Origin of the sequence: Caldimonas caldifontis, assembly GCF_002930615.1 — a bacterium.
Lineage (GTDB): Bacteria > Pseudomonadota > Gammaproteobacteria > Burkholderiales > Burkholderiaceae_C > Caldimonas > Caldimonas caldifontis.
The window spans coordinates 1-19,897 of record NZ_PSNX01000020.1; the positions used below are offsets into that span (position 1 = coordinate 1).

16 protein-coding genes are annotated in these 19,897 nt (G+C 62.7%); 2 read left to right on the forward strand and 14 right to left on the reverse strand.

Annotation, left to right across the window (positions count from 1 at the left end; translation table 11 throughout):
* Positions 1-149: 149 nt before the first annotated feature.
* The 5 genes from C1704_RS16905 to C1704_RS16925 all read right to left on the reverse strand — a co-directional run bounded on the left by C1704_RS16905 (position 150) and on the right by C1704_RS16925 (position 7,340).
* Positions 150-2,177, reverse strand: coding sequence for an acyltransferase family protein (locus C1704_RS16905; RefSeq protein WP_104303916.1), 2,028 nt, complete (start codon positions 2,175-2,177; stop codon positions 150-152).
* Positions 2,178-2,202: 25 nt separating this feature from the next.
* Positions 2,203-3,468, reverse strand: a complete 1,266-nt coding sequence (locus C1704_RS16910) for a glycosyltransferase family 4 protein (protein ID WP_104303917.1) — start codon at positions 3,466-3,468, stop codon at positions 2,203-2,205.
* Entirely contained in the window at positions 3,461-5,401 is a 1,941-nt protein-coding gene (asnB, locus tag C1704_RS16915; RefSeq protein WP_104303918.1) for an asparagine synthase (glutamine-hydrolyzing), read from the reverse strand. Before asnB ends, C1704_RS16910 begins: the two co-directional genes overlap by 8 nt.
* Before the next feature lie 37 nt (positions 5,402-5,438).
* A complete protein-coding gene (locus tag C1704_RS16920; protein ID WP_104303919.1) occupies positions 5,439-6,356 on the reverse strand; it encodes a glycosyltransferase family 2 protein in 918 nt (305 codons plus the stop codon).
* An 81-nt stretch (positions 6,357-6,437) separates the two neighbouring features.
* A complete protein-coding gene (locus C1704_RS16925; protein ID WP_170064729.1) occupies positions 6,438-7,340 on the reverse strand; it encodes a polysaccharide deacetylase family protein in 903 nt (300 codons plus the stop codon).
* A gap of 350 nt (positions 7,341-7,690) precedes the next feature.
* Here C1704_RS16925 and C1704_RS16930 point away from each other — a divergent pair, with 350 nt between their 5' ends.
* Both C1704_RS16930 and C1704_RS16935 read left to right on the forward strand, forming a co-directional pair.
* A complete protein-coding gene (locus C1704_RS16930; RefSeq protein ID WP_245876535.1) occupies positions 7,691-8,065 on the forward strand; it encodes a DMT family transporter in 375 nt (124 codons plus the stop codon).
* A gap of 7 nt (positions 8,066-8,072) precedes the next feature.
* Positions 8,073-9,500, forward strand: coding sequence for a UbiA family prenyltransferase (locus C1704_RS16935; protein WP_104303921.1), 1,428 nt, complete (start codon positions 8,073-8,075; stop codon positions 9,498-9,500).
* 13 nt (positions 9,501-9,513) lie between these two features.
* Here the strand turns inward: C1704_RS16935 and C1704_RS16940 are convergent, their stop codons facing one another.
* The 9 genes from C1704_RS16940 to epsE all read right to left on the reverse strand — a co-directional run bounded on the left by C1704_RS16940 (position 9,514) and on the right by epsE (position 19,744).
* On the reverse strand, positions 9,514-10,197 hold the full coding sequence (locus C1704_RS16940; RefSeq protein ID WP_170064730.1) for an SAM-dependent methyltransferase: 684 nt from the start codon (positions 10,195-10,197) through the stop codon (positions 9,514-9,516).
* 19 nt (positions 10,198-10,216) lie between these two features.
* Positions 10,217-11,524 (reverse strand): ArnT family glycosyltransferase, encoded by a 1,308-nt coding sequence (locus tag C1704_RS16945; RefSeq protein WP_170064731.1) that lies wholly within the window; start codon positions 11,522-11,524, stop codon positions 10,217-10,219.
* 11 nt (positions 11,525-11,535) lie between these two features.
* Entirely contained in the window at positions 11,536-12,435 is a 900-nt protein-coding gene (locus C1704_RS16950; protein WP_104303924.1) for a rhamnan synthesis F family protein, read from the reverse strand.
* Positions 12,436-12,449: 14 nt separating this feature from the next.
* Positions 12,450-13,382, reverse strand: a complete 933-nt coding sequence (locus tag C1704_RS16955) for a glycosyltransferase family 2 protein (RefSeq protein WP_170064732.1) — start codon at positions 13,380-13,382, stop codon at positions 12,450-12,452.
* A gap of 47 nt (positions 13,383-13,429) precedes the next feature.
* Positions 13,430-14,935 carry an oligosaccharide flippase family protein gene (locus tag C1704_RS16960; protein ID WP_104303926.1) on the reverse strand — a complete coding sequence of 502 codons (1,506 nt, stop codon included), beginning with the start codon at positions 14,933-14,935 and terminating at the stop codon, positions 13,430-13,432.
* Complete coding sequence (locus C1704_RS16965; protein WP_104303927.1) at positions 14,928-16,535, reverse strand: O-antigen ligase family protein; 1,608 nt, start codon at positions 16,533-16,535, stop codon at positions 14,928-14,930. The genes C1704_RS16960 and C1704_RS16965 overlap by 8 nt, the downstream gene beginning before the upstream one ends.
* Before the next feature lie 86 nt (positions 16,536-16,621).
* Positions 16,622-17,524: a chain length determinant protein tyrosine kinase EpsG gene (gene epsG / locus C1704_RS16970; protein ID WP_104303928.1), complete on the reverse strand. Its 903-nt coding sequence runs from the start codon at positions 17,522-17,524 to the stop codon at positions 16,622-16,624.
* Positions 17,521-18,936: a Wzz/FepE/Etk N-terminal domain-containing protein gene (locus tag C1704_RS16975; protein ID WP_104303929.1), complete on the reverse strand. Its 1,416-nt coding sequence runs from the start codon at positions 18,934-18,936 to the stop codon at positions 17,521-17,523. Before C1704_RS16975 ends, epsG begins: the two co-directional genes overlap by 4 nt.
* 10 nt (positions 18,937-18,946) lie before the next feature.
* Positions 18,947-19,744 carry a polysaccharide export protein EpsE gene (gene epsE, locus C1704_RS16980; RefSeq protein ID WP_336469948.1) on the reverse strand — a complete coding sequence of 266 codons (798 nt, stop codon included), beginning with the start codon at positions 19,742-19,744 and terminating at the stop codon, positions 18,947-18,949.
* Positions 19,745-19,897: the final 153 nt, after the last annotated feature.

A 19,897-nucleotide genomic window follows, 5' to 3' on the forward strand; every position in this document is an offset into this window, starting at 1 on the left:
CTTCGGCAGCTTCGGTCAGCACCGGCGCCCACGGCGGCGCACTCCCCGCCGACTGGCAAGGACCTTACTACTCACAGTAAGACGCGGGGTCGTCTCCAACATTGACACTCGGGGCGCATCTTGCGCCCCGTTTTCGCTCAGAAGCGGCATCATCTTCCGAAGACTTCACGCTCAAGGATATCTTTGAACCATGCCTTCGCTGCGGTTCTTGTGAGGTGATTGTCGTCAAAGAATGCAGGCAGACCATGCACCTCTACCGAGCAAGCACTATCAGAACAGATAACGGGCGCCGGATCGATAAATCGCACCTGAGGATGATTCTTGTATCGCTCAAACACGGCCTTCACGCCGGCCTGTCTCGCCTGCACCGATTCAAGCGTTGGAGCGGGCGGATGGTCAATGCCCCATCGATCCTTGATCAGAAGAGCGTTCGGGACATTCCAACCCATCTCTGGAGTACCCTCAACAACCACGACATCTCGTCCGCTGGCCAGCAACAGTTCCATGGTCCGTCGCAGCCCCCGTTCAAAAACCTCATGGGGTGATTGGCCCAACTTGTCAAGTTCATCTCGAACCAGCAACAAGCTTGGTGCTTGTCCTCCAGCTTCGCCTCGCACCACGGTGGCAGATTCGTAAAGTGCCCACCTGGCGTGAAGAATGACCGTTTTAATGTCAGGTCTCCCGGCGATCTCGTGCAAAACGGACTCCGTGAACTCCGTACACCTCGGCTCAAGCAGGCGTGTCACCCCAAGCAATGGGGGGCAGATCATGCTGCCCATCAGGCCTGAGCGGCCCGCAGATCGAGCCGCTTCGCTCACTGCAGGTGACAGGGAGAGAGCATGCGAATCTCCGAGAAGGACGAAGTCATACGATCGCCCGACCTGACTGGGTGCGCCGATCGGGCAGAGACCTTCTCCCAGCACGAATCGCTCGCACTCGGACGGCACCTCTGCTCGGTCGCTCGAAACGTCAACGATCGATTGCTGCGGGAAAGAGAGGCGGTACTTCAGACCGTCCACATGAATCAGACTGAGCGCAACAACACTCACGAGAGCCATGGCCCCCGCAGACCAGGCAAACACCTGGTGCCGGTGGTTCGGCCGCGCCCGAAAGGGCTGCTCTACCAACCACCAGGATCCAACAGCGCAGACGAACGATGCGGCAAAGATCCACAGCGCTGCGGTACTGGAGATCTCCGTCGTGCTCGACAAGTACTTGAAGAACACGATGATCGGCCAATGGACCAGATACAGCGAGTAGGAAATCTTTCCGATGAAGACCAGCGGCATCCAATGCATGAACTTCAGCACTGAAGGCATGGAGCGTCGACCAAGTGCAATCAGCAAAGCAGCCCCAAGACACGGCGGCAAGGCAGACACTCCCGGGAACGGGGTTGCTTTTGAGTAAAGCAACACCGGGAGTACAAGCAGACACACCCCGGCCAACCCGGCAACGTTCGTCCAGAACCTCGTTCCAGGGGGCGTTCGCAAGGGATAGATTGCAAGCAAGGCCCCGATCCCAAGCTCCCATGCGCGAGTGGGCAAGAGATAAAAGGTCGCACTGGGTTTCCAGTACACCATCAGACATGCAGCGGCAAACGAAACCAGGGTAACCGTCAGAACCACCTGGCCCAGTCGCTTCGGCGCCAGCCGATTCACAAGGAGAATCAACAGCGGGAAAAAGATGTAGAACTGCTCTTCTACAGCCAGTGACCAGGTGTGCAGCAAGGGTTCCAGTTCGACAGCGGTACCAAAGTACTCGAGCGAAGACTTCCAGAACCACATGTTCGAGGAAAAGGCAATGGCGGCAATCGCCGACTTCGCGAGCCCATCGAGTTCATCTGGCCTGAGGACCACCCATCCGCAGATCAAAGTGAGTACTACGACCGCAATCAATGCCGGAAGGATCCGCCTCGCGCGGCGCTCGTAGAAGCGCGCAATCGAGAATTTTCCCTCCTGAATCTCACGGATGATGATGCCCGTGATCAGAAACCCGGAGATGACGAAGAAGATGTCAACACCAACGAATCCGCCCGGCAGGAACCCGACGCCCACGTGAAATAACACCACGGGCAGGATGGCAAAAGCCCGCAAGCTGTCGATGTCGCGCCGGTACTCGTGGGAGATGTGAGCCACGTCCGCATGCGCTTTTCCTGCGGTACCCGTTGAGTTCACCATGTGCTGATTCTGTCTCGCACGGATTTCAAGACGAGACCTGTTGGACTCGCCCACTGGCGCGGAAATGCACGGTCAGCCGCGCCGCTTCGGTATCAATATCGTGTCGCAGCACGGCTCGCTCTCGAGCAATGGCACCCATCGCCTCGAGACGTCGTGGTGACGCTCGAAGGCATTCCTTGATGGATTCGACAAGTCTCTCAAGATCACCTGCCGGGCTGAGCCAGCCGCATTCGTCCTCCACCACGAGCTCCGGGATTCCTGCCACGTAAGTTGAAATCACCGGCCGCCCCAGCGCCATCGCCTCCATCAGCACGACCGGTAGTCCCTCAGCAAAACTGGGCAACACCAAAGCTCGTGCGGCAAGTATTTCCTCGCGTACCCGCTCGCTGGAAATCCAACCAGTAATACACACCTGGCCTCGCAAGCCGAGGCGATCCACTTCGTGCTCGATGGCTGCTCTCATTTCGCCATCCCCGGCGAGGACTAGTTCGCAGTCCAGACCTTCGTCCCTCAGGTATCTTAGAGCGCGTAGCAGAAGAAGCTGCCCCTTTTCCTGGCACAAGCGGCCAACGCACACCAGCCTGGACGCTTCGACCGGCTGCACCGTCACCGCTTCGTAGAAGCCACGCTCCAATCCACAGTGAACCACGTGGATCTTCGGCCAATCTTCCAGACGGCTCCAGCGATAAAGTTGTGCGCGCCCGTAAGAACTGACGGCCACCACGAAGGCCGCCCGGCGAATCTTCTCGGGCAGGCCGATGAACTGGGGCTTGTCGGTTTCCTCGGAACCATGCGCCGTGAAGCTGTAGGGCAGCCCGCTGAGCACCCCCGCCAGCATGGCCACCTCGGCGGGGTTGGTCCCGAAGTGAGCATGCAGGTGCGAGACCTGGGCCTGCCGCAGCCAGCGTGCCAGCACGCAGGCCTCGGCAAGGTAGATCCAGTGCACAGGCAAGGGACGGTCTGAGCGGAGACCCAGGCGGGTGGCGAGCCACAGGGCTCGCGCGAACCGCCCGGGCGCCGTGAGTGCGGCGTGTGCAGTGGCCGCGAGCAATGCGATGAGCCCGCCTTGGAGCACGTAGCGGGTCTTGGCCCGCTCACTGACATCCTGCGGATCGACCACGGGTTCGTCCCAGCCCCTCAAGGCGAAGCGTTCGATCGCGATCCCTTGCCGCTCGACGGCCAGGATCTCCCGCCGGATGAAGCTGTGGCTGACTTTCGGATACTGATTGACCAGGTAGGCGACACGCGTCGCCTGGCCGTCTACCGCGCGGGACGAAGAGTGTTCAGACATAGACACGATGGCGATGGCACCAATGAACCAGGACGTACAGCGCCCAGATGCGCGACCAGTACAGGCCCGGTGCACCGTCCTTGAAGGCCTTCCACAGCCTGGCCACGGTCTGTGGGTCCAGTCCGGCCGGGCGCACCAGCGCGGGATCATTCAAGGTGTCGTCGATGCGCCGGCCCAGCTGGCTTCGTAGCCATCGGTCGTAGGGCAGCTCGAATCCGGTCTTGGGCCGGTCAAAGAGCGCGGGATCCAGGCCCTTGAGGCCCACGCGCCGCAGCAAGGTCTTGCGACGGATCGGGTGATAGCGCACGGCGTCCGGCACACGCCCCACCTGCTCCAGCAGCATCTGGTCCACCAGAGGCAAGCGCACCTCGATCGAGGCAGACATGCTGACAGCATCGGTGTCGCGCAGCAGCCGCTCCCCCAGGAACAGGCGCTGCTCCAGCGCACTGATGGCGCCCAGGTCGGACCGTGCGGCGATCGACTCGCCCAGCCAGATTCGCATGGCCTCCGGCAGGCCGTCATGGAGGCGGTCTCGACCCTGCGCGCCCAGCAGTTCGCGATGCTGCTGCGGCAGGAACAGGGCGTAGGCCATCTGGTACAGGCCGAGCAGGTCATCGCCTCGGGCCACCATCTCCGGAAGCTTGGCCCAGCGGGTCTGTGCCGGAAAGCCCAGCCCCGAGGGCTGCTTGAAACGTGCCACGCGCCGGGCCAGATCGCGTTTCAGAGCGGCTGGCAGCCACTGCGTGCGCCGGGCCCAGCGAGCCAGCACCGGCAGATCACGGAAGGTGGTGTAGCCACCGAAGAGTTCGTCGCCACCGCTGCCCACCAGGGCCACCTTGAACCCTGCCTGAGCCACGGCATGCGACATGAAGTAGGAGTTCAAGCCATCGAAGCTGGGCTGGTCCAGGCTGGCGAGGGCGTCGTCCAGGCGGGAGGTGAACAGCGACTCGGTGAGCAGCAACTCGCGGTGTTCGGTGCCGATGGCCTTGGCGATGGCACGGGCATGTTCACCCTCATTGTGCTCGGCTTCTTCGAAAGCGAGCGTGAAGGTGTGGACCGGCGTCTGGGAAGATTGCTGCGCCAGGTGCGCCACGGCCGAGGAATCGACGCCGCCGGAGAGGAAGATGCCCAGGGGCACGTCGCTGGCCAGGTGCAGATGCACGCAGTCCTTCAGCGCGGCCGCGAGCGCCTCCTCGGAAAAGTCCTCCTGGTTCCGAAGACGCGGAAGTTGCCAGTAGGCGCGACGCTCAAGCGTCGTTCCCCGGGCGTCTGCCACCAGGAGTTCGCCAGGCCACATCGTCTCGATCCCCTCGACGACCGTGTTGGGTGCCACGGTGAAGCCGTTCCAGACCACGCTGGCCACGGCGGTCGGGTCGAGGCGGGCCCGCCCGAGCAGCCCGCTGGCAAGCAGGGCACGCAGCTCAGACGCAAAGGCGAGCGACCACCGGCCCTTCGGATCCGGGTTGCGCGCGAGATAGAGTGGCTTGATGCCCAGGGGATCCCGCGCGAGGGTCAGGCGGCGATCCCGGCGGCTCCAGTGGGCAAAGGCGAACATGCCGCGCAACCGCGGTATCGCTGCTGCACCGTGCAGGCTCAGCGAGCGCAGCATGACGGCCGTATCCCCGCTGGAGCCCAGGTCCGCTCCCCCCTGGGGCAGTTCGGCCCTCAGCGCGCGGTAGTTGTAGATCTCCCCGTTGAGAACCACAACGTCCCCTGTAGGGCCGTCGATCATGGGCTGCACGCCGCTGGGCGACAGATCGAGGATGGCCAGCCTGCGATGGGCCAGCATCGGGCCCCACCCGGCGGAGTCGGGTTCGGCCTCCCAGAAACCATCGGCATCCGGTCCGCGATGCGTCATGGCATCAGACATGCGCCGCAGGGCGGCACGGTGAGTCTCGTCGATCTGGCCGACGATGCCGGCAATGCCGCACATGGTTCTTGGAAAGTTGGTGAAGAAGTCGGCGAAAGGGTCAGGAGGCCGTTGGCACGGGCACGCGCTGCATCTCTTCCACCGCCCGGCGCTTGCCGACCAGGAGCACGCGGCGGTGGTAGCGCCTCAGGAAGGAGCGGAACGCCGGATCGTCGTATCTCGGCTTGCGCTGGATCGCAGCACTGAGCCAGCCCCACAGCATGGCCAGACTTCCCAGGACATAGGGCTTCTGGTTCAAGCGGGATACGGCACTGGCTGCCATGAAGACGAAGCCGGTGCCCATGAAGTACTGCCCATAGCCATGGCGCATGCGCCCGGTGAAGATGCCCTTCTGGCTGGACCCCATCGGCCGAAGGTGGATGAAGCGCAGCTCGGGCTCATCCCAGCTGCAGGCCTGCCAGCCGTTCATGCGGCACTGATGGCAGTCGATGCCGTCCCACATCACCTCACGCACGAAGCCGCCGATCGCCTGGAAGCACGACACCCTGTAGAACTTGGTCATGCCCAGCGACGTGTCGTCGCCATGGCGTTCGTTGATCATCTCGCCGTTCTCTTCGACATAGGCCTTGCCACTGCAGGTGGCGATGCTCCGGTCCTCGTTCATGCGTCGCATCAGGATCTCGAAGTAACGCGGCGGCAGGCGCAAGTCGAGGTCGAGCTTGCACAGGAAATCGTACTCCGCGGGGTCGATTACCGCATACCCGCTGTAGAAAGCATCCACCACGCCTGGCCCAACGGCCCGGTGCCCGCGATCCGAGCGTGTAACGATCTGGATCCAGGGGTAGCGCTGGGCGTACTCCTGCAGGATCAGGGGTGTCTCGTCGGTGGAGCCATCATCGACGATGACCCATTTCGCCGGAAGGACCGACTGGGCCAGCACGCTGTCGAGCGTCTGACGCATGTAGGCTGCCTCGTTGCGGCACGGCGAGATCAGGACGTAGCGTTGGCCAGTGCTCATGACTAGGCGCTCATGTCGGAAGAAAGTATGACAATCGGGGTGAGCTCTAGGGCGCTGAACGCCGGGTGTGCGTGACAGGCATCAGTGACGCCATTGCCCTGCCAGGAGATTGAACTTGAATCGTGTCAGATCGTCGTACCGACCCACAGGAATGCGCGCGACGGCGAACTGGGAATCGGTGCGCCTCCATAGCCCCTTTTCGGTGGTCAGTGCCGTTGCGAAGCCGGCCGCCTGGGCACGAGCCATCAATTCGCGGTTGTGGTTGCCATTGGGATAGGCAAAGTGGTGCACGGCGCGCCCCGTCCACTCGCGCAGCAGATGGGCCGAGCGCTCCATGGAGGCTTGGGCGACATCAGGTGGAATCTGATCCAGCAGGCTGTGGCAATCGGTGTGCGCTCCCAGGGTGACCCACCGCGATTGCGCCAACGCCAGCAATTGCTCCTTGGTCAGCGGCTCCAGGGGCTCAAAATCAGTGCGTCGGCAAGATGCCAGCTGCGCGACCACGGCATCGGCCGCCGCCTCCCTGCGCCCGGGCTCCAGCCTCTTGAGCGCCTCGAGCAAGCCTCTCAGGGCCTGCCAGCGCTCCTCGCCTGAGCCTGCCTCGATGGTGAAGCCAGGAAGGCCGTGGTCGGCAAGGTGAAGCTTCGCGGGGCGGCTCACCTGCAGGGCATTCATCACACGATCGAACCAGTAGGGACGGCCACTCGCGATGTGTCCGGTTGCCACGTAGATGGTGACCGGAAGCTGCAGTTCCTCGAGCATCGGGAACAGGTAACGATGCAGGCCAGTGTGTCCGTCGTCAAAGGTGATCACGGCCTTGGGGCGCCCTGGGGGAGCTGCGTCGCGCACGTGAGCCGTCGCCTCATCCAGCGAGACAATGTCGTAGTCGCGGCGCAACAGCGAGATCTGCGCCACAAAGTCCGAACGTCGAACGACCGTCCAGGCATCGAAGGTTTCGTTGTCGGCGCCCAGCGTGTGGTACATGAGTACCGTCACGGGATCGCCGCGCAATGCCCGCGCTCGCACCAGCGGATACACACCGCCCGATGTCAGGACCCGACGCCCGAGCTGCTTGGGGGACAAGGCTGACAATGACGCAAGGGGCATGGATGTCCGAACAGACGGGCTATGCAGAAAAGGGAAAGGGCGCAGAGCCCCCCCCGAGACGTTCCCAAGGGGTGTACGGATTATTTTCCGGAGCACAGCCGCGCTGCGACCCCCCACTTGGGCGTGTACCACGTGCCCGGTCCTGAGTCACACTGCGCACGCTCCTGGCCCGAGCGGCCCGGTCGGGCAGCGCCCTCCTGGGCCCTTCGTTGATGGTGGATGCAAACATGACCCGCTCGGTGTTCGGCCTGATTCTCGTGAATGTGCTGCTGACTTCGCTCGCTCAGGTCATTCTCAAAGCCGGCATGAGCGCGGACGCAGTCCAGGCCAGCCTGTCCCAAGGTGCTCGGTGGTCAACAGCCTGGGTTGTGGGCAGCCACCCCCTCGTCATCGCGGGCCTGGCCATGTACTTTGCCAGTGCCGTGATCTGGCTGCTGGTTCTCGCCCGTGTGGAAGTCAGCCTCGCCTATCCATTCGTGGGCTTGGGCTTTGTCGTCACCATGCTTTTGGGCTGGTGGCTCCATGGCGATGCCCTCAGCCTCGCGCGCGTCGGTGGCACGCTCCTGATTGCCGCCGGTGTGGCGGTGCTCGCTCGGAGCTGATCTCGAAATGGACCCCGTGACCAAGACCGTGCCCCTGTGCGTCGACTGCGACGGCACCCTTCTGCGCACCGACCTCCTGCACGAAGCCGTCTTCCTCCTGGTCAAGAGCGCACCCTGGAAGATCATGCTCCTGCCCTGGTGGCTCTTGAAGGGCAAGGCCTACCTGAAGGACCGGCTGGCCCAGCTCGTGTCTTTCTCGTGGGGGACCTTGCCGTTCAATGATGAGGTGGTCGCCTTGGTCCGCGAGGCCAAGGCCTCCGGCAGGACGGTGGTGCTCACCACGGCCTCACACCACACGCAGGCACAGGGCATCGCACGTCACCTGAACCTCTTCGACGACGTTCTGGCTTCGGACGCGCAACTCAATCTCTGCGGCAGACACAAAGGCAACGACCTGGCATCCAGATACGGTGAGCGCGGTTTCGACTACATCGGCAACGACCGTGCGGACCTGGATGTCTGGTCTCGCGCCCGCAAGGGCACCGTGGTATCCGCCAGCGACTCCCTGGCCCATGCGGCGCGCCAGGTCACCGACGTGGAGCGGGTCATCACGCCGCCCCGTCCGGGCTTCAAGACCTACCTCAAGGGACTGCGGGTGCACCAGTGGCTGAAGAACCTGCTGGTCTTCGTCCCCCTGGTGGCCGCCCACGCCTGGGACTCCCCCGACGGCGTGAGGGCAGCGCTGCTGGCCTTCATGGCCTTCAGTCTTTGCGCCTCAGCGGTGTATGTGCTGAACGACCTCGTGGATCTCGAGGCGGATCGACGTCATGTACGCAAGCGCAACCGGCCCTTTGCGTCAGGCTTGATCCCCATCTGGCAAGGCAGCCTCATGGTTCCTGTCCTTCTCGTGGGCGCATTCGGACTGGCTGCCTTGCTGCCGACAGGCTTCGTGCTGGTCCTTGCGTTCTACTTCTGCCTGACCCTGGCGTACTCTCTCGTCCTCAAGCGCCGGGTCATCGTCGATGTGCTGATGCTGGCGGGGCTTTACACCTTGCGTGTGATCGCCGGAGGAGCCGCCACTGCGATCGTGCCTTCTTTCTGGCTGCTGGCGTTCTCGATGTTCATCTTCCTGAGCCTGGCAGTGGTGAAGCGCTATTCGGAATTGCTCATCACCCTGCAGCAGCACAAGGATCAGCCGGCGGGCCGCGGCTACACGGTCCAGGATTTGCCGGTGCTGATGTCCATCGGGACCGGCTCGGGGATGGTGGCTGTGCTCGTGTTCGCCCTGTACATCAACAACCCTGAAATCACCGAGATCTACAGCAACCCGCTATGGCTGTGGCTGGTGCCGCCACTGCTGCTGTACTGGGTCAGCCGCTTGTGGATGAAGGCCCACCGTGGTGAGGTGGACGACGATCCGGTCGTGTTTGCCGTGCGCGACTGGCAGAGCCTGCTCGTGGTCGCGATCTCCGCCGTGCTTTTCCTGATGGCCTGAAGGTCTCCTGCGCTCACGAGGCGCGGTCGTAGACCAGGGTCCAGTGCCCGTACCACCAACTGTTGATCCGGCTGCGATAGACACGACTCAGGCCCTTGGCCTGAATCCAGCCGTCAACTTCCTCGGGCCCCACCTGGTGGACCCACTGACGTGCCATCACCAGATCGTGCATCTGGTTGGCCCACGCCCGCCAGCGGGGCCGGGCCACCATGTCCTTGATCACCAGTCGGCCACCGCGCGGTACACGCTCGCACAAGGATTCGACAAAGGAGCGCTGCTGGCTGACGGGGACATGGTGGAGAACGTCCACGGACGTGACGACGTTCCAGTGCCCCTCCGGCATGCCCTCCTCGATCGAGCGGACCTGGAACGTCAGCGTTTCGGCCAGGCCCGAGGTTTCGGCGGCACGCTGCGCCGCCTCGACGGCGGGCACCGACACGTCGAAGCCAAGGCCATCCCGTATGTGTGCCTGCCGCCCGAGGAGGAGCAGAAAAAGCCCCGCGCCGCAGCCCACATCAAGGACACTGGCTCCTGCGGGAATCTGCGCCATCACATCACCGAAAGGGCAGATATGCGGCCTCAGTCCCTGGAGAAGCCGGATCCTCGCATCGGGCTCCGCCTGATAGAGGGCCCGTGCCTCGGCCGATAGTGCCGTCGTGCTGAACTGGGGCGACAAGGAGGACAGGTTCGTATCCATGGACCGTAGCGTGAGGGGATCAATGCGGATGCAGGGCTCGTCGCGGCTCATGCGCCGTGCGGGGGGGCGATGGGGCCCTGCCCCGGCGGTGCGCGAGGCTGGCCATGCCGATGCCGAAGAACATCGCAATCTGGCCTGCGAAGTTGAGGTGGTAGCGGTCTTGGGACACCACCACACTGTGGATCGCGGTGTAGAAGAGCACCGTGAGCATCACCGGCGACACGAGCAGGCGCCAAGCGCCTTCACGACGCAGGAGCACCCAAACGCCGTACAGGCTCATCAGAAACAGCGCCGCCCAGGTGACCTGCGTGAATCGCTTGAACCACAGCACGGAGGCCTCGCCGAAGCGCTGCGCAATGCCTTCGGAATTCCAGCCCACCCCGATCGATTCGTTGCTATAGAGCAGGAACACTTTCCGCACGGCCCGCATGGCGAAGGCCGCCGGGTCGGCCAGGATGTACTCGCGGGCCATGGCGCCCAGCACGCGGGCCTGCTCGTTATCGGGCAGCTCGGCGATAGACGCGGGCACGTTCATGTGGCTGCCGCCCGTCCCCGGCGTATTGCCCATCCACAGGGTGATGCCGCCATTGGTCGAGATGAGCACGAACTCGTCATAGAGTTGGTAATTGCGCCAGGCCCACGGTGCGATCAGCACCGCCATGACCAGGCCCGACATCAGCGCCGTTCTCAGCTGGAGCCCCAGAACCTGACGGGGGTTCGGTGACGACAGCACGAGGGCCAGCCCGTAGACGCCCGGGAGCAGAAGCGCCTGTGGACGCACCAGCGCCGCCATGCCGAGCAGCAGGCCCGCCAGGACCCCACGCCGCCAAGCCGAGCCGCTACGTGCCGTCCAGGCATCCAGGGCCGCCACGGTCAATAGCGCGAACAGCAGTTCACTGGCCAGGATGGTGGTGAACATGATCAGCGTGGGCCACACCGCCAGCAGGGTGCCGCACCACAGGGCCGCATCCTCGCCGTAGAAACGATGCGCCACGCGTGCCGAGGTCAGGATGAGCCCGACGGATATCAGGATGTGCAGCACGATCAGGCTTGTGTGGCCGTAGCCGAAGACCCAGTACATCGCTGCATACAGGAAGGACGTGCCCGGAGGCCAGAAGGCGAAGGGTTGCTCCGGCGTCCAGCCGAAGACCCCATGCTCCACGAGATTGCGGGCAAAGATGTCGTAGCCCGCGCTGTCCGACAGAGGCACCACCGGGATCAGCAGGGCCCAGATCAGGCGCAGCAGCACGGCTGCAACCACGATCCACATCAGTCGTCGCGCATCGGGCCAGGGCTTGTCTTCAAGCGGATGGACGGTATTTTTCATGGGGGATCCTGTCATTGCTCCGGATGTCCCTGGGCTCTGAGCAGGGCGCGCACCCGTTCCGGGTCCTGGAACTGCATCATCTTGCCCAGCAGGGACTTCTTCATGAAGGGGAAACCGGCGTCCACCAGCTCAAAAGGACGCCGAAGGCAAGGGTCGTCAACCGTCGAGCCATCGCTGTACCAGCAGGCTCCCACCGACATGTGCCGCGACGCTAGACGGGCCAGCAGCAGCTCTTGTGCCCAGATCACCTGATCTGCCCTATCGAAGGCTTTGTGGGCAAAGAAGACGCCCCGCAACTGAGCCAGCCGGCTCTCGTCGAGAGCCCGGACCATGAACCCATACGACTGCAGATGGTTCTCGTTGAGCGCCGACCCCGTGAAGCCGGTGAGATCCCAGTACAGGCCCTGGAAAAAAGGCTGCACAGGATGGAAAGGCCCGAACATCGAGTCATTGAGGATGAGCACATCGGCGTGCGGCGAGCGCTCGGCGATCGCTTCCAGGGCGAGCGTGTAGGCCGAAAAATCGTAGCCCTCCAAGCCCTTCCAGTACAGCGCATCGGCATACCGCGCCAACTCCTGCGGGACCACGTCAGCCGCGGGCGTCGCACAGATGACGAGCACGTGGCAGCCTTCATCGCGCAGGCGGCCCAAGGTGAACCGATGGGCATCGCTCAGGGTGCCCTGAGGCAGGAAGGCAAAGTAGGCCACCCAGCGCTCGCGGGGCACCACCGGCTTGATTGGCATCGACGCCGGCCGAGGCCGCTCGTGGAACAGCCGTGCAGCGAGGCGCTTCCACCGGATACGCAGGTCTGGTTCGCTGGGCTGGTAGTCCCACCAGGTCTGCAGCCCGGCGACCTCGCCCAGTTGCAGGTCTGCTGGAACGGCCGGTCCGGACGTGGGCTGCTGGAGCATCGCATTCACGGGTTTCACCCCCCCAAAGCGATCTGCATGGAGCGCCCAAGCTGGCCGATGAGCTCACGCTTCTCACGCAAGGGACGGGGCCCGACCAGCGTGCGCAATGCCACCAGCAGGCCGGAGCCGAGGATGATGCCCTTGGCGGCCAGCGCTGTGACGAGGCCGCCATGCTTGCGGAAGTAGCGCACCTGGTTGCGCATGAATTCCGCTCGCCACAGCGGGTGGCGCACCACCGAGGCGCTGCCTACGTGGAAGATGTGTGCCTCGGCCAGGAAGCGGATAGGGCGACCCGAACGCCAGATGCGAAGGCACAGGTCCACATCGCTGTAAAAAAGAGGCATCGACTCATCGAAGCCGCCAATTTCATCGACATCGGTGCGACGCATCAGCAGGCAGGCGCCCGGCGGCTGCTCCACGTCCGCCGAAGAGAGGTGATCGAAATCCTTCATCGCCGCATGATCCCGGTAGCGCCGGGCAAACTCATACTGTTCGAATCCGAACTGATCGATGAGCACCTCAATGAGCCTTGGAAACCGTCGGCAGATGGGCTGCACGCTCCCGTCAGGATTGTCCAGGCGAGGTGCCACCGCGCCATGCCCGGGATGCTGCTCCAGGAATGCCATCATGCGACGAAGCGCTTCGGGGGTGACGATGGTGTCGGAGTTGAGGTAGCAGACGTAGCGACCGGTCGCCACCGCCGCCCCCTGGTTGCAGGCCTTGGAGAAGTACTCGTTGCGTTCGTTGCGGATCAGCACCACCTCCGGGAACTCGCGCTCGATCATGTCCGCGGAGCCGTCATGGCTGCCGTTGTCCACCACCACGACCTCCAGGCGGCAACCGTGGTCCTGGTGAAGGAGCGAGTGCAGGCAGTCGCGGGTGAGCCCTTGCGTGTTCCATGAGGGGATGACCACGGAGATGTCGGGGCGCGGATGTCCAGGGTCCATGGACGTGGGACTTTTCGTGTGCATAGGATCGATCTTGCAGTTCTGTCCTAGGGCTGCCGAGACTGGCGAAGCCATGCGCGAGCCATCTTCGCCAAGGGCCAGCCAAAGAACGCCGTGACCAGCAACGCCTGGAGAAGCAGGCGCCATGCCGGATGAAGGTTGGGCAACACGGGAGCCAGGATCGGCAGAGCGAGGATGGCGCTAACAGCGAGTACCACGGCGGCGGTGTAGCGCACTTCAGGCCAGAGGTTGAGCAGGTGGATGCGTCTGGCAAGGACCATGGCCAACCCCAGCTTGATGAGGTCGGACAGGGCTGCCGCCCACACCGCTCCCAGGATCCCTCCCCAAGCCACCGCAGGCATCAGCATGATGCAGAAGGACACCACCTTGGTGGCGTTCACGGCGGCAACCCAGTGTGCACGCCCGGTCGCCAGGAAGGCCGCACCATAGATGCCGTCGATGATGGCAAACCAAGCTCCGACAGAGAGGACCATGATGAAGGTCCCTGCGGCCGCATAGCGGTCGTCATACGCAAGATCCACGAAACTCTGCGCGCACACGATCGCAGCCGTCACCAGATAGGCGCCAGCGAGCAGCATCGGCGGCTTCGACCGCGCAACCACATCGGCAAGCGGCTCGTTGCGATCCAGCATGCGCGAATACAGCGGGAAAGCAATCACCGTCTGCAATCTCCCCATGAGCATCGGCGTCATGATGGCCAGGCTGGCCGCGATGGCGTAGACCCCCACCTCATCCAAAGGGAACAGGCGGGCGAAAACAAGCTTGTCGATCTGCAGCGCAAAGAAGCTGATCACGGTGCTGAGGAACACCCACTTGCCGAAGTGCACGATGTCCCAGACCGCTGAGCGGTCCCAGCGAAACCGGTTGCCCGCGCCAGGGAGCATGAGGTGGCTGAGCAGGCAATGCAGCGACATGGTCACGACGCCACCCAGCGCCATCGCCATCACGGAGCGCGTCCACCATGCCGTCAGCAGCATCACGGCGAGGCCGGCAAACTGGGACCCGAGTTCGATCAACGTCACCCGGGAAAGATTCACGTGCCGGGCAGCCGTCTTGAGCTTCGTGGACTGGAAGGATTCGACCAGCAGGCCCACAGCCACCAGCGGGATCAGCCATCGCAGGTCCCAGGCTGCAGGATCGTTCTGGGCGTAAAAAGCTGCCAGCGGCCAGGCCAGCGCCGTGGCCAGCGCCGCCAGGACGATGCCTCGCAGCACTTGCAGGGTCCAGGCAGTGTCGAGGAAGTCCCTGTCATCCCCGCGCTTGTTCTGCACGATGTTCGGGCCCAGGCCGATGTCCGAAAACATCACCAGGCCCTGGATGATGGCGCCGACGATTGCCATGAGCGCAAACGCCTCCTGGAAAAGCAGTGCCGCCAGCAGAATGTTGCCGACAAGTCGTCCAACCTGGGATAAGCCGAAACCCAGCAGCACCCAGGCAGTGCCGCGTGCAACGTTGCCGCTCAGCCCCTTCGAACCAGTCGAAACCAACTGTGGAGGAACGGGGTGAGCAGCCGATTGAGACAGGTCAGGCATGGCTGCAAGCGGTGTAATGACTCATGGCCCGGCTCTGCCTACTGTATGCATAGGCCGCCGCGCGATGATTCGGACCGTCGGTGGACGCCGCGGTGGCGTCGATCGACGATGGATCGTGCTTGGCCAAGCCGATGAACGAAACTGCCAAGGCGAGGAGCAGCCAGTAGATGGTCGGAATCACTGTGATGCTGCTGACAGTTGCTATCGTGATTGCTGCACCTATAAGTGCTCCCAGAACGGCCCGCCCGAGCGATTGGTAGCCATCTTGAAGTGGATGGAGTCTGCGCAAGCTCCGCCACACGAAGAACCCTGCGACCAAGAACGGAGCCAGAAAAAGCAGCAATCCCACAAAACCGGAGTAGAGCGCCACACCAAGGTAAGTATTCACCACGTCAATGATCCCTTGCCCTTGGCGCATCTCCTCGAGTGCCGGGTGCAGAAGGTAATCAGGAGAACCGAAAAGAGGTCGCTCCCAAAATACAATCATCGATACATCGACCAATCTCTGCCTATACGTGACATTCTCTGCCTCCACGGAGCCAACAAACGGCAGGAGATCAATCGCCTTAGGCCCATATGGCGAAATTAAGAGCAAACCAAACACAACCGCACCAATTGCCAGTAGTTTGATCGCTCGCAGGGCGCCGCCTTGTCCAAATGCCATGGCCCCCAGCAAACCCACAGCTGCACCGACCCACGGCCCTCTGGATAGCGGGGCGAACAAGCCAATGACCAGCACACCGATGAGGAGCGCAGCTTGCCACCTGGCGGCAACGTCCCTCGTCAATGCCAGAGCGAAGATCAAGGCCACCATCATTGTGTAACCCAATGCGATCGGGTTGAGTGTGGTCACATAAGCACGCAACCCTCCTCCTTCTCCTCTGGTCAGATACATCGGTAGAACCGTTGGGAGCTTCAATGCATATCGCAGACTCTCGTACAGCAACCAGTGCCGAGTTGTTTCGAATGCAGCGATCACCGCTGTAATCGCAACCCCCAGCACAAAAGCAGCAATGAACTCCTTGAAATCCCTAATCGAATTCAAGTACCGCGATACCACGAAGTACGGAAGCCATATATCCAGCCAAAGATAAAAACCAAACCTCAGTGTTCCAGTTGCCGAATCAAATGAAGCCCGATGCAGCAGAGAAAACAATATGTATGCGACAAGCAATCTATCGCACAGCCTCCAGCGCCCTGACCCCGCCAGTGCCGGGGACTGCCCCAACCGAAGGGCGGCAGGAAGCAGTATCACGAGGTTAAGCAACCGGATATGGTTGATATCGAAGACATAGTTGATCAAACCCATTCCTGGCACTGACTGCTCGAAACCCGGAACGGCCAAGATCAACAGTGCATAGAGAACTGCTGGATTCCGCTCCTTGGAACCGACAACCAGAAGCATGACGCCGCATAGGGCGATGTAGAGCCAGAAGCTGTGCGACAGGAAGGCCAACAACGTCACGGCAAACCACAGGTTGCGGCGCCGGTCGAAGTCTTCTGCCCGCATCAACCCGTCGCAGAGCGCCCGACGCGCCAGCCAGAAGGCTGGGATAGCGATGCCCAGGATGACGACGAGGGCTCTGAGATGCTCTGGCATGGCAAGTCACACGCGGCCTGGGGCGGCCTGCAGTCAGGACCACCGGGACGCGTGCTGGCGGCAGCTTCCAACCAGGGACTTACTCATCATGACGCCACGGCCCGATTGGCCGGGATATCGTTCAGGACCGTCCCTGTCATGACCACCCCCATGGACTTCATCTCCGCAAGCATGCTGCGAAAAGCCTCGACTTTTGTGTGTCTTGACCGCGCCACTGTCAGGGCTGCCCCGGCGCGGGCTGTCACCAATATGGCATCGTCGCCGTCTGACAGTCCGGGGGTGTCGATGATCACGATGTCGAAGCTTGCTCGTGCACTATTGAGCAAGTCGGCAAACGCAACTTGGCCAAGCAGTTCGACGGGATTGGGCGGAGTCGGTCCCGATGGCAACACGAACAGCCCCGCCAGTTCAGTGATATGAACGATCGCCTCGTTGCCTGTACGCCCCGACAGAAGCGTGGACAACCCGCTCCGGTTGTTCAGGGCGAACATGTCGTGGATCCGAGGACGGCGCAGGTTCGCGTCGATCAACAGCGTACGCTCCCCTGCTTGGGCAAACACGATGGCCAGATTGGCCGCAAGATAGCTTCGCCCTTCACCCGGCTGGGCCCCCACGACGCAAAGGATCTGACGCCTCTCGGTCTTGCTGAACCAGTGCAGCATCAGCTGGCTACGTAATGAGCGGATCCGCTCTGCGGCACTGCCGAAGGGCTGATACGCAGCCTCAAGGTCTTCGCTCATGGCTCGGCCATGGTCGGAGGCTCTCAGGTAGGGGAAGGCGAACTGCTCAGCCAGCGCATGCTGGACGTCCTGAGTGGTGAGCAGCCCGAGCTTGACCGCCGTATCCCCGAACCGCAGGTCATGCTGTCGCTGAGCCTGAAGCACCTGCTCAACCTCCTGGGCAGACAACTTGCCTGCGTCGACCAGGATGGCCCCGATCGGCCTGCTCATCCGTTGAACGGATGGCACCACCGACATCGACATCTTCATCCACGAGCCCCAGGCAATTGAAGGGCAGGAGGCGACCCAGGGGCGTGCGGGCGCGGGAGATTTGGCCGGCGCCCGGACCCAGCAGTTGCCGTCCCAAGTGTCGCGATCAAGGGGATCCCCTCGATGCCGTCCACATCCTCCACCCCACGCACGCGCCGATCCCAGATCTCCAGACCCAACGCCAACAGAAGGCCCAGGCCGAGCCCGCCCACCAGCGATCCTAAGACGCCGATCTTGACCTTGCGACTTGTGAACTCGAGCGGTTCGACTGCAGGACTCAGGATACGCAAAATCGACTGACTGGCCTGGCTTTCGAGGTTGAGTTGACTGCTGCGCTGGCTCACGGCTTCATAGGCTCGCTGCGCCGTTTCCACATCCCTCATCAGCACGGCGATCTGGTCGCGAGCGGAGCGCATTTCCAGGAGCTGACGTTTCTGAGCTTCAATCATGCCGCGCAGGGCTTCCACTTTCTGAGCACTGGCACGGCTGATGACGGTCGTGCCACTGGAAACGCGCCGCATCTCTGCATCGAGTTGCTGCCTCAGCTCTTGGATTTGAGCTTCCAGCTGAATACGCTGGGGATGGTTGACGCCCAGGTTGCGGCTGATCTCACTCAAACGAGTCTCTGCCTGGTTGAGTTGGGAGCGAATCTGGTTAACACCAGCACTTTGCAACACATCAGGAGAGGTATCGCCGATGTTGCGCTGCCGGCTGAGTGCCTCCAACCTTTCAGCTTGAGCCGTCGCGAGTTCGGCGGTAAGAGCGTTCAAACGAGCCGTTTCCTGATCCAGACGCTCATCGGTAACAACGATGCCTTTCTCCTGCTGGAACCGGGACAACCGAGCCTGGGCTGCTTCAAGCTCATTGCGCAAGACCCGACTCTGATCCTCGAACCAAGTTGCAGACTGACGGGCCGGCCCCACACGCATCTCAACGGACACATCGATAGCGGCTTGCGCCAGAGCATTCGCCGCAGCTGCGGCAACAGCTGGGCTGCTATGACTGAACCCCACGTTCAGCACATTGCTTCCTCGAACGGGCTCCACTGACATGCTGCGCTGGACAAAACCAGCCAAGTAGCGATCCAGCGGAATCCTTTCATCGGTATTCTTTCGCCAGTCTTCGATCACCTGAGCGTCATCGAGCATGCCAAGCATGCGCACAACACGTGCTGCGACCACCTCACTGCGCAGAATCTCAAGCTCAGTGGCCATGTTGAAGGGTGCTGCCAAAGCCCCGAGAATGGGATCCTGCCGCACCTCAACGACCATCATCGCGTTGGCCGTGTACTGTTTGGGCAGGTTCAGTACGGTGACGATGCCCACCGTGGCCACGCTGACGAACACAGCCAGCACCAGCCACTTTCGTGCCCAGATGATGCGCAGGTACTGGATGAGCGAGAGTTGCGGCATCGGCGTTGCCTCAGAAGATGGATTCGCGCACGTAGATGACGTCGTCGCGCTCGACCAGATCCGTCAGGTTCAGTTGCAGCACCCGGACATTGCCGTTGGCGTCCTTGCGATGCACACGCATGCCTCGCTCGGTGCCGCGCTGGGTCAGCCCACCCCCTTGGGCGAGGGCCTGCATCAGCGTGGTGCCGCGTTCCAGCCGGAACTGCCCCGGTCGCTGGACCTCGCCATAGATGAAGAACACGGGGCCGCGGTCCACGAAGAGGGTGTCGCCGTTGGCCACAGGTGCATCCAGATCGGCGCGCCCTCCCTGAAGCACGGCGGGCAGGTCGATTTCGATCTTCACCGGCTGGCCATTGCGGGTGCCCGTCAGGGTGACGACGTTGCCACCTTCGGGGTTGATGCCTCCGGCCGCGGCGATCATTTCGGAGACCTTGCTCCCCGCCGTTTCGATCGGATAACGACCGGGACGGGCAACCTGTCCCAGGATGGACACCTGGGCGCTGCGCACCTGCATGAGCGCCACGCTGACCTGCGGGTTGTTCACGAAGTTGCCTTCGCGCAGCAAGCGCGCGATCTCGTTCTGCGCAGAGGTGGTCGAACGGCCGGCAAGGTTCACGCTACCGATCAGTGGAAAGGCGATTTCGCCCAGTTCCGAGATGCGGGTTTCCAGGCTGAGGTCGGGGTTCTGGTACACAGCGATGCGGACCACGTCGCCCGGGCCGAGCAGGTGCTCCGCGCGCTGAGCCTGTGCAAGGCCCCATGCGCCCAGCAGGACAAGACAGCTCAGGAGCCAGCGTCGCATCATCATGTGTTTCCCTGGAGTCGGACGGGTGTGAACTGGAACTGCCTCACGGACCGACGCGAGAACCCGACGTCCGATCCCCTCATCTGGCCCTACGACAGGCGATTCCAGCCGGGTCAACCCACATGGGCTGCAGTCTGGAACCTGGACCGCAGGCTG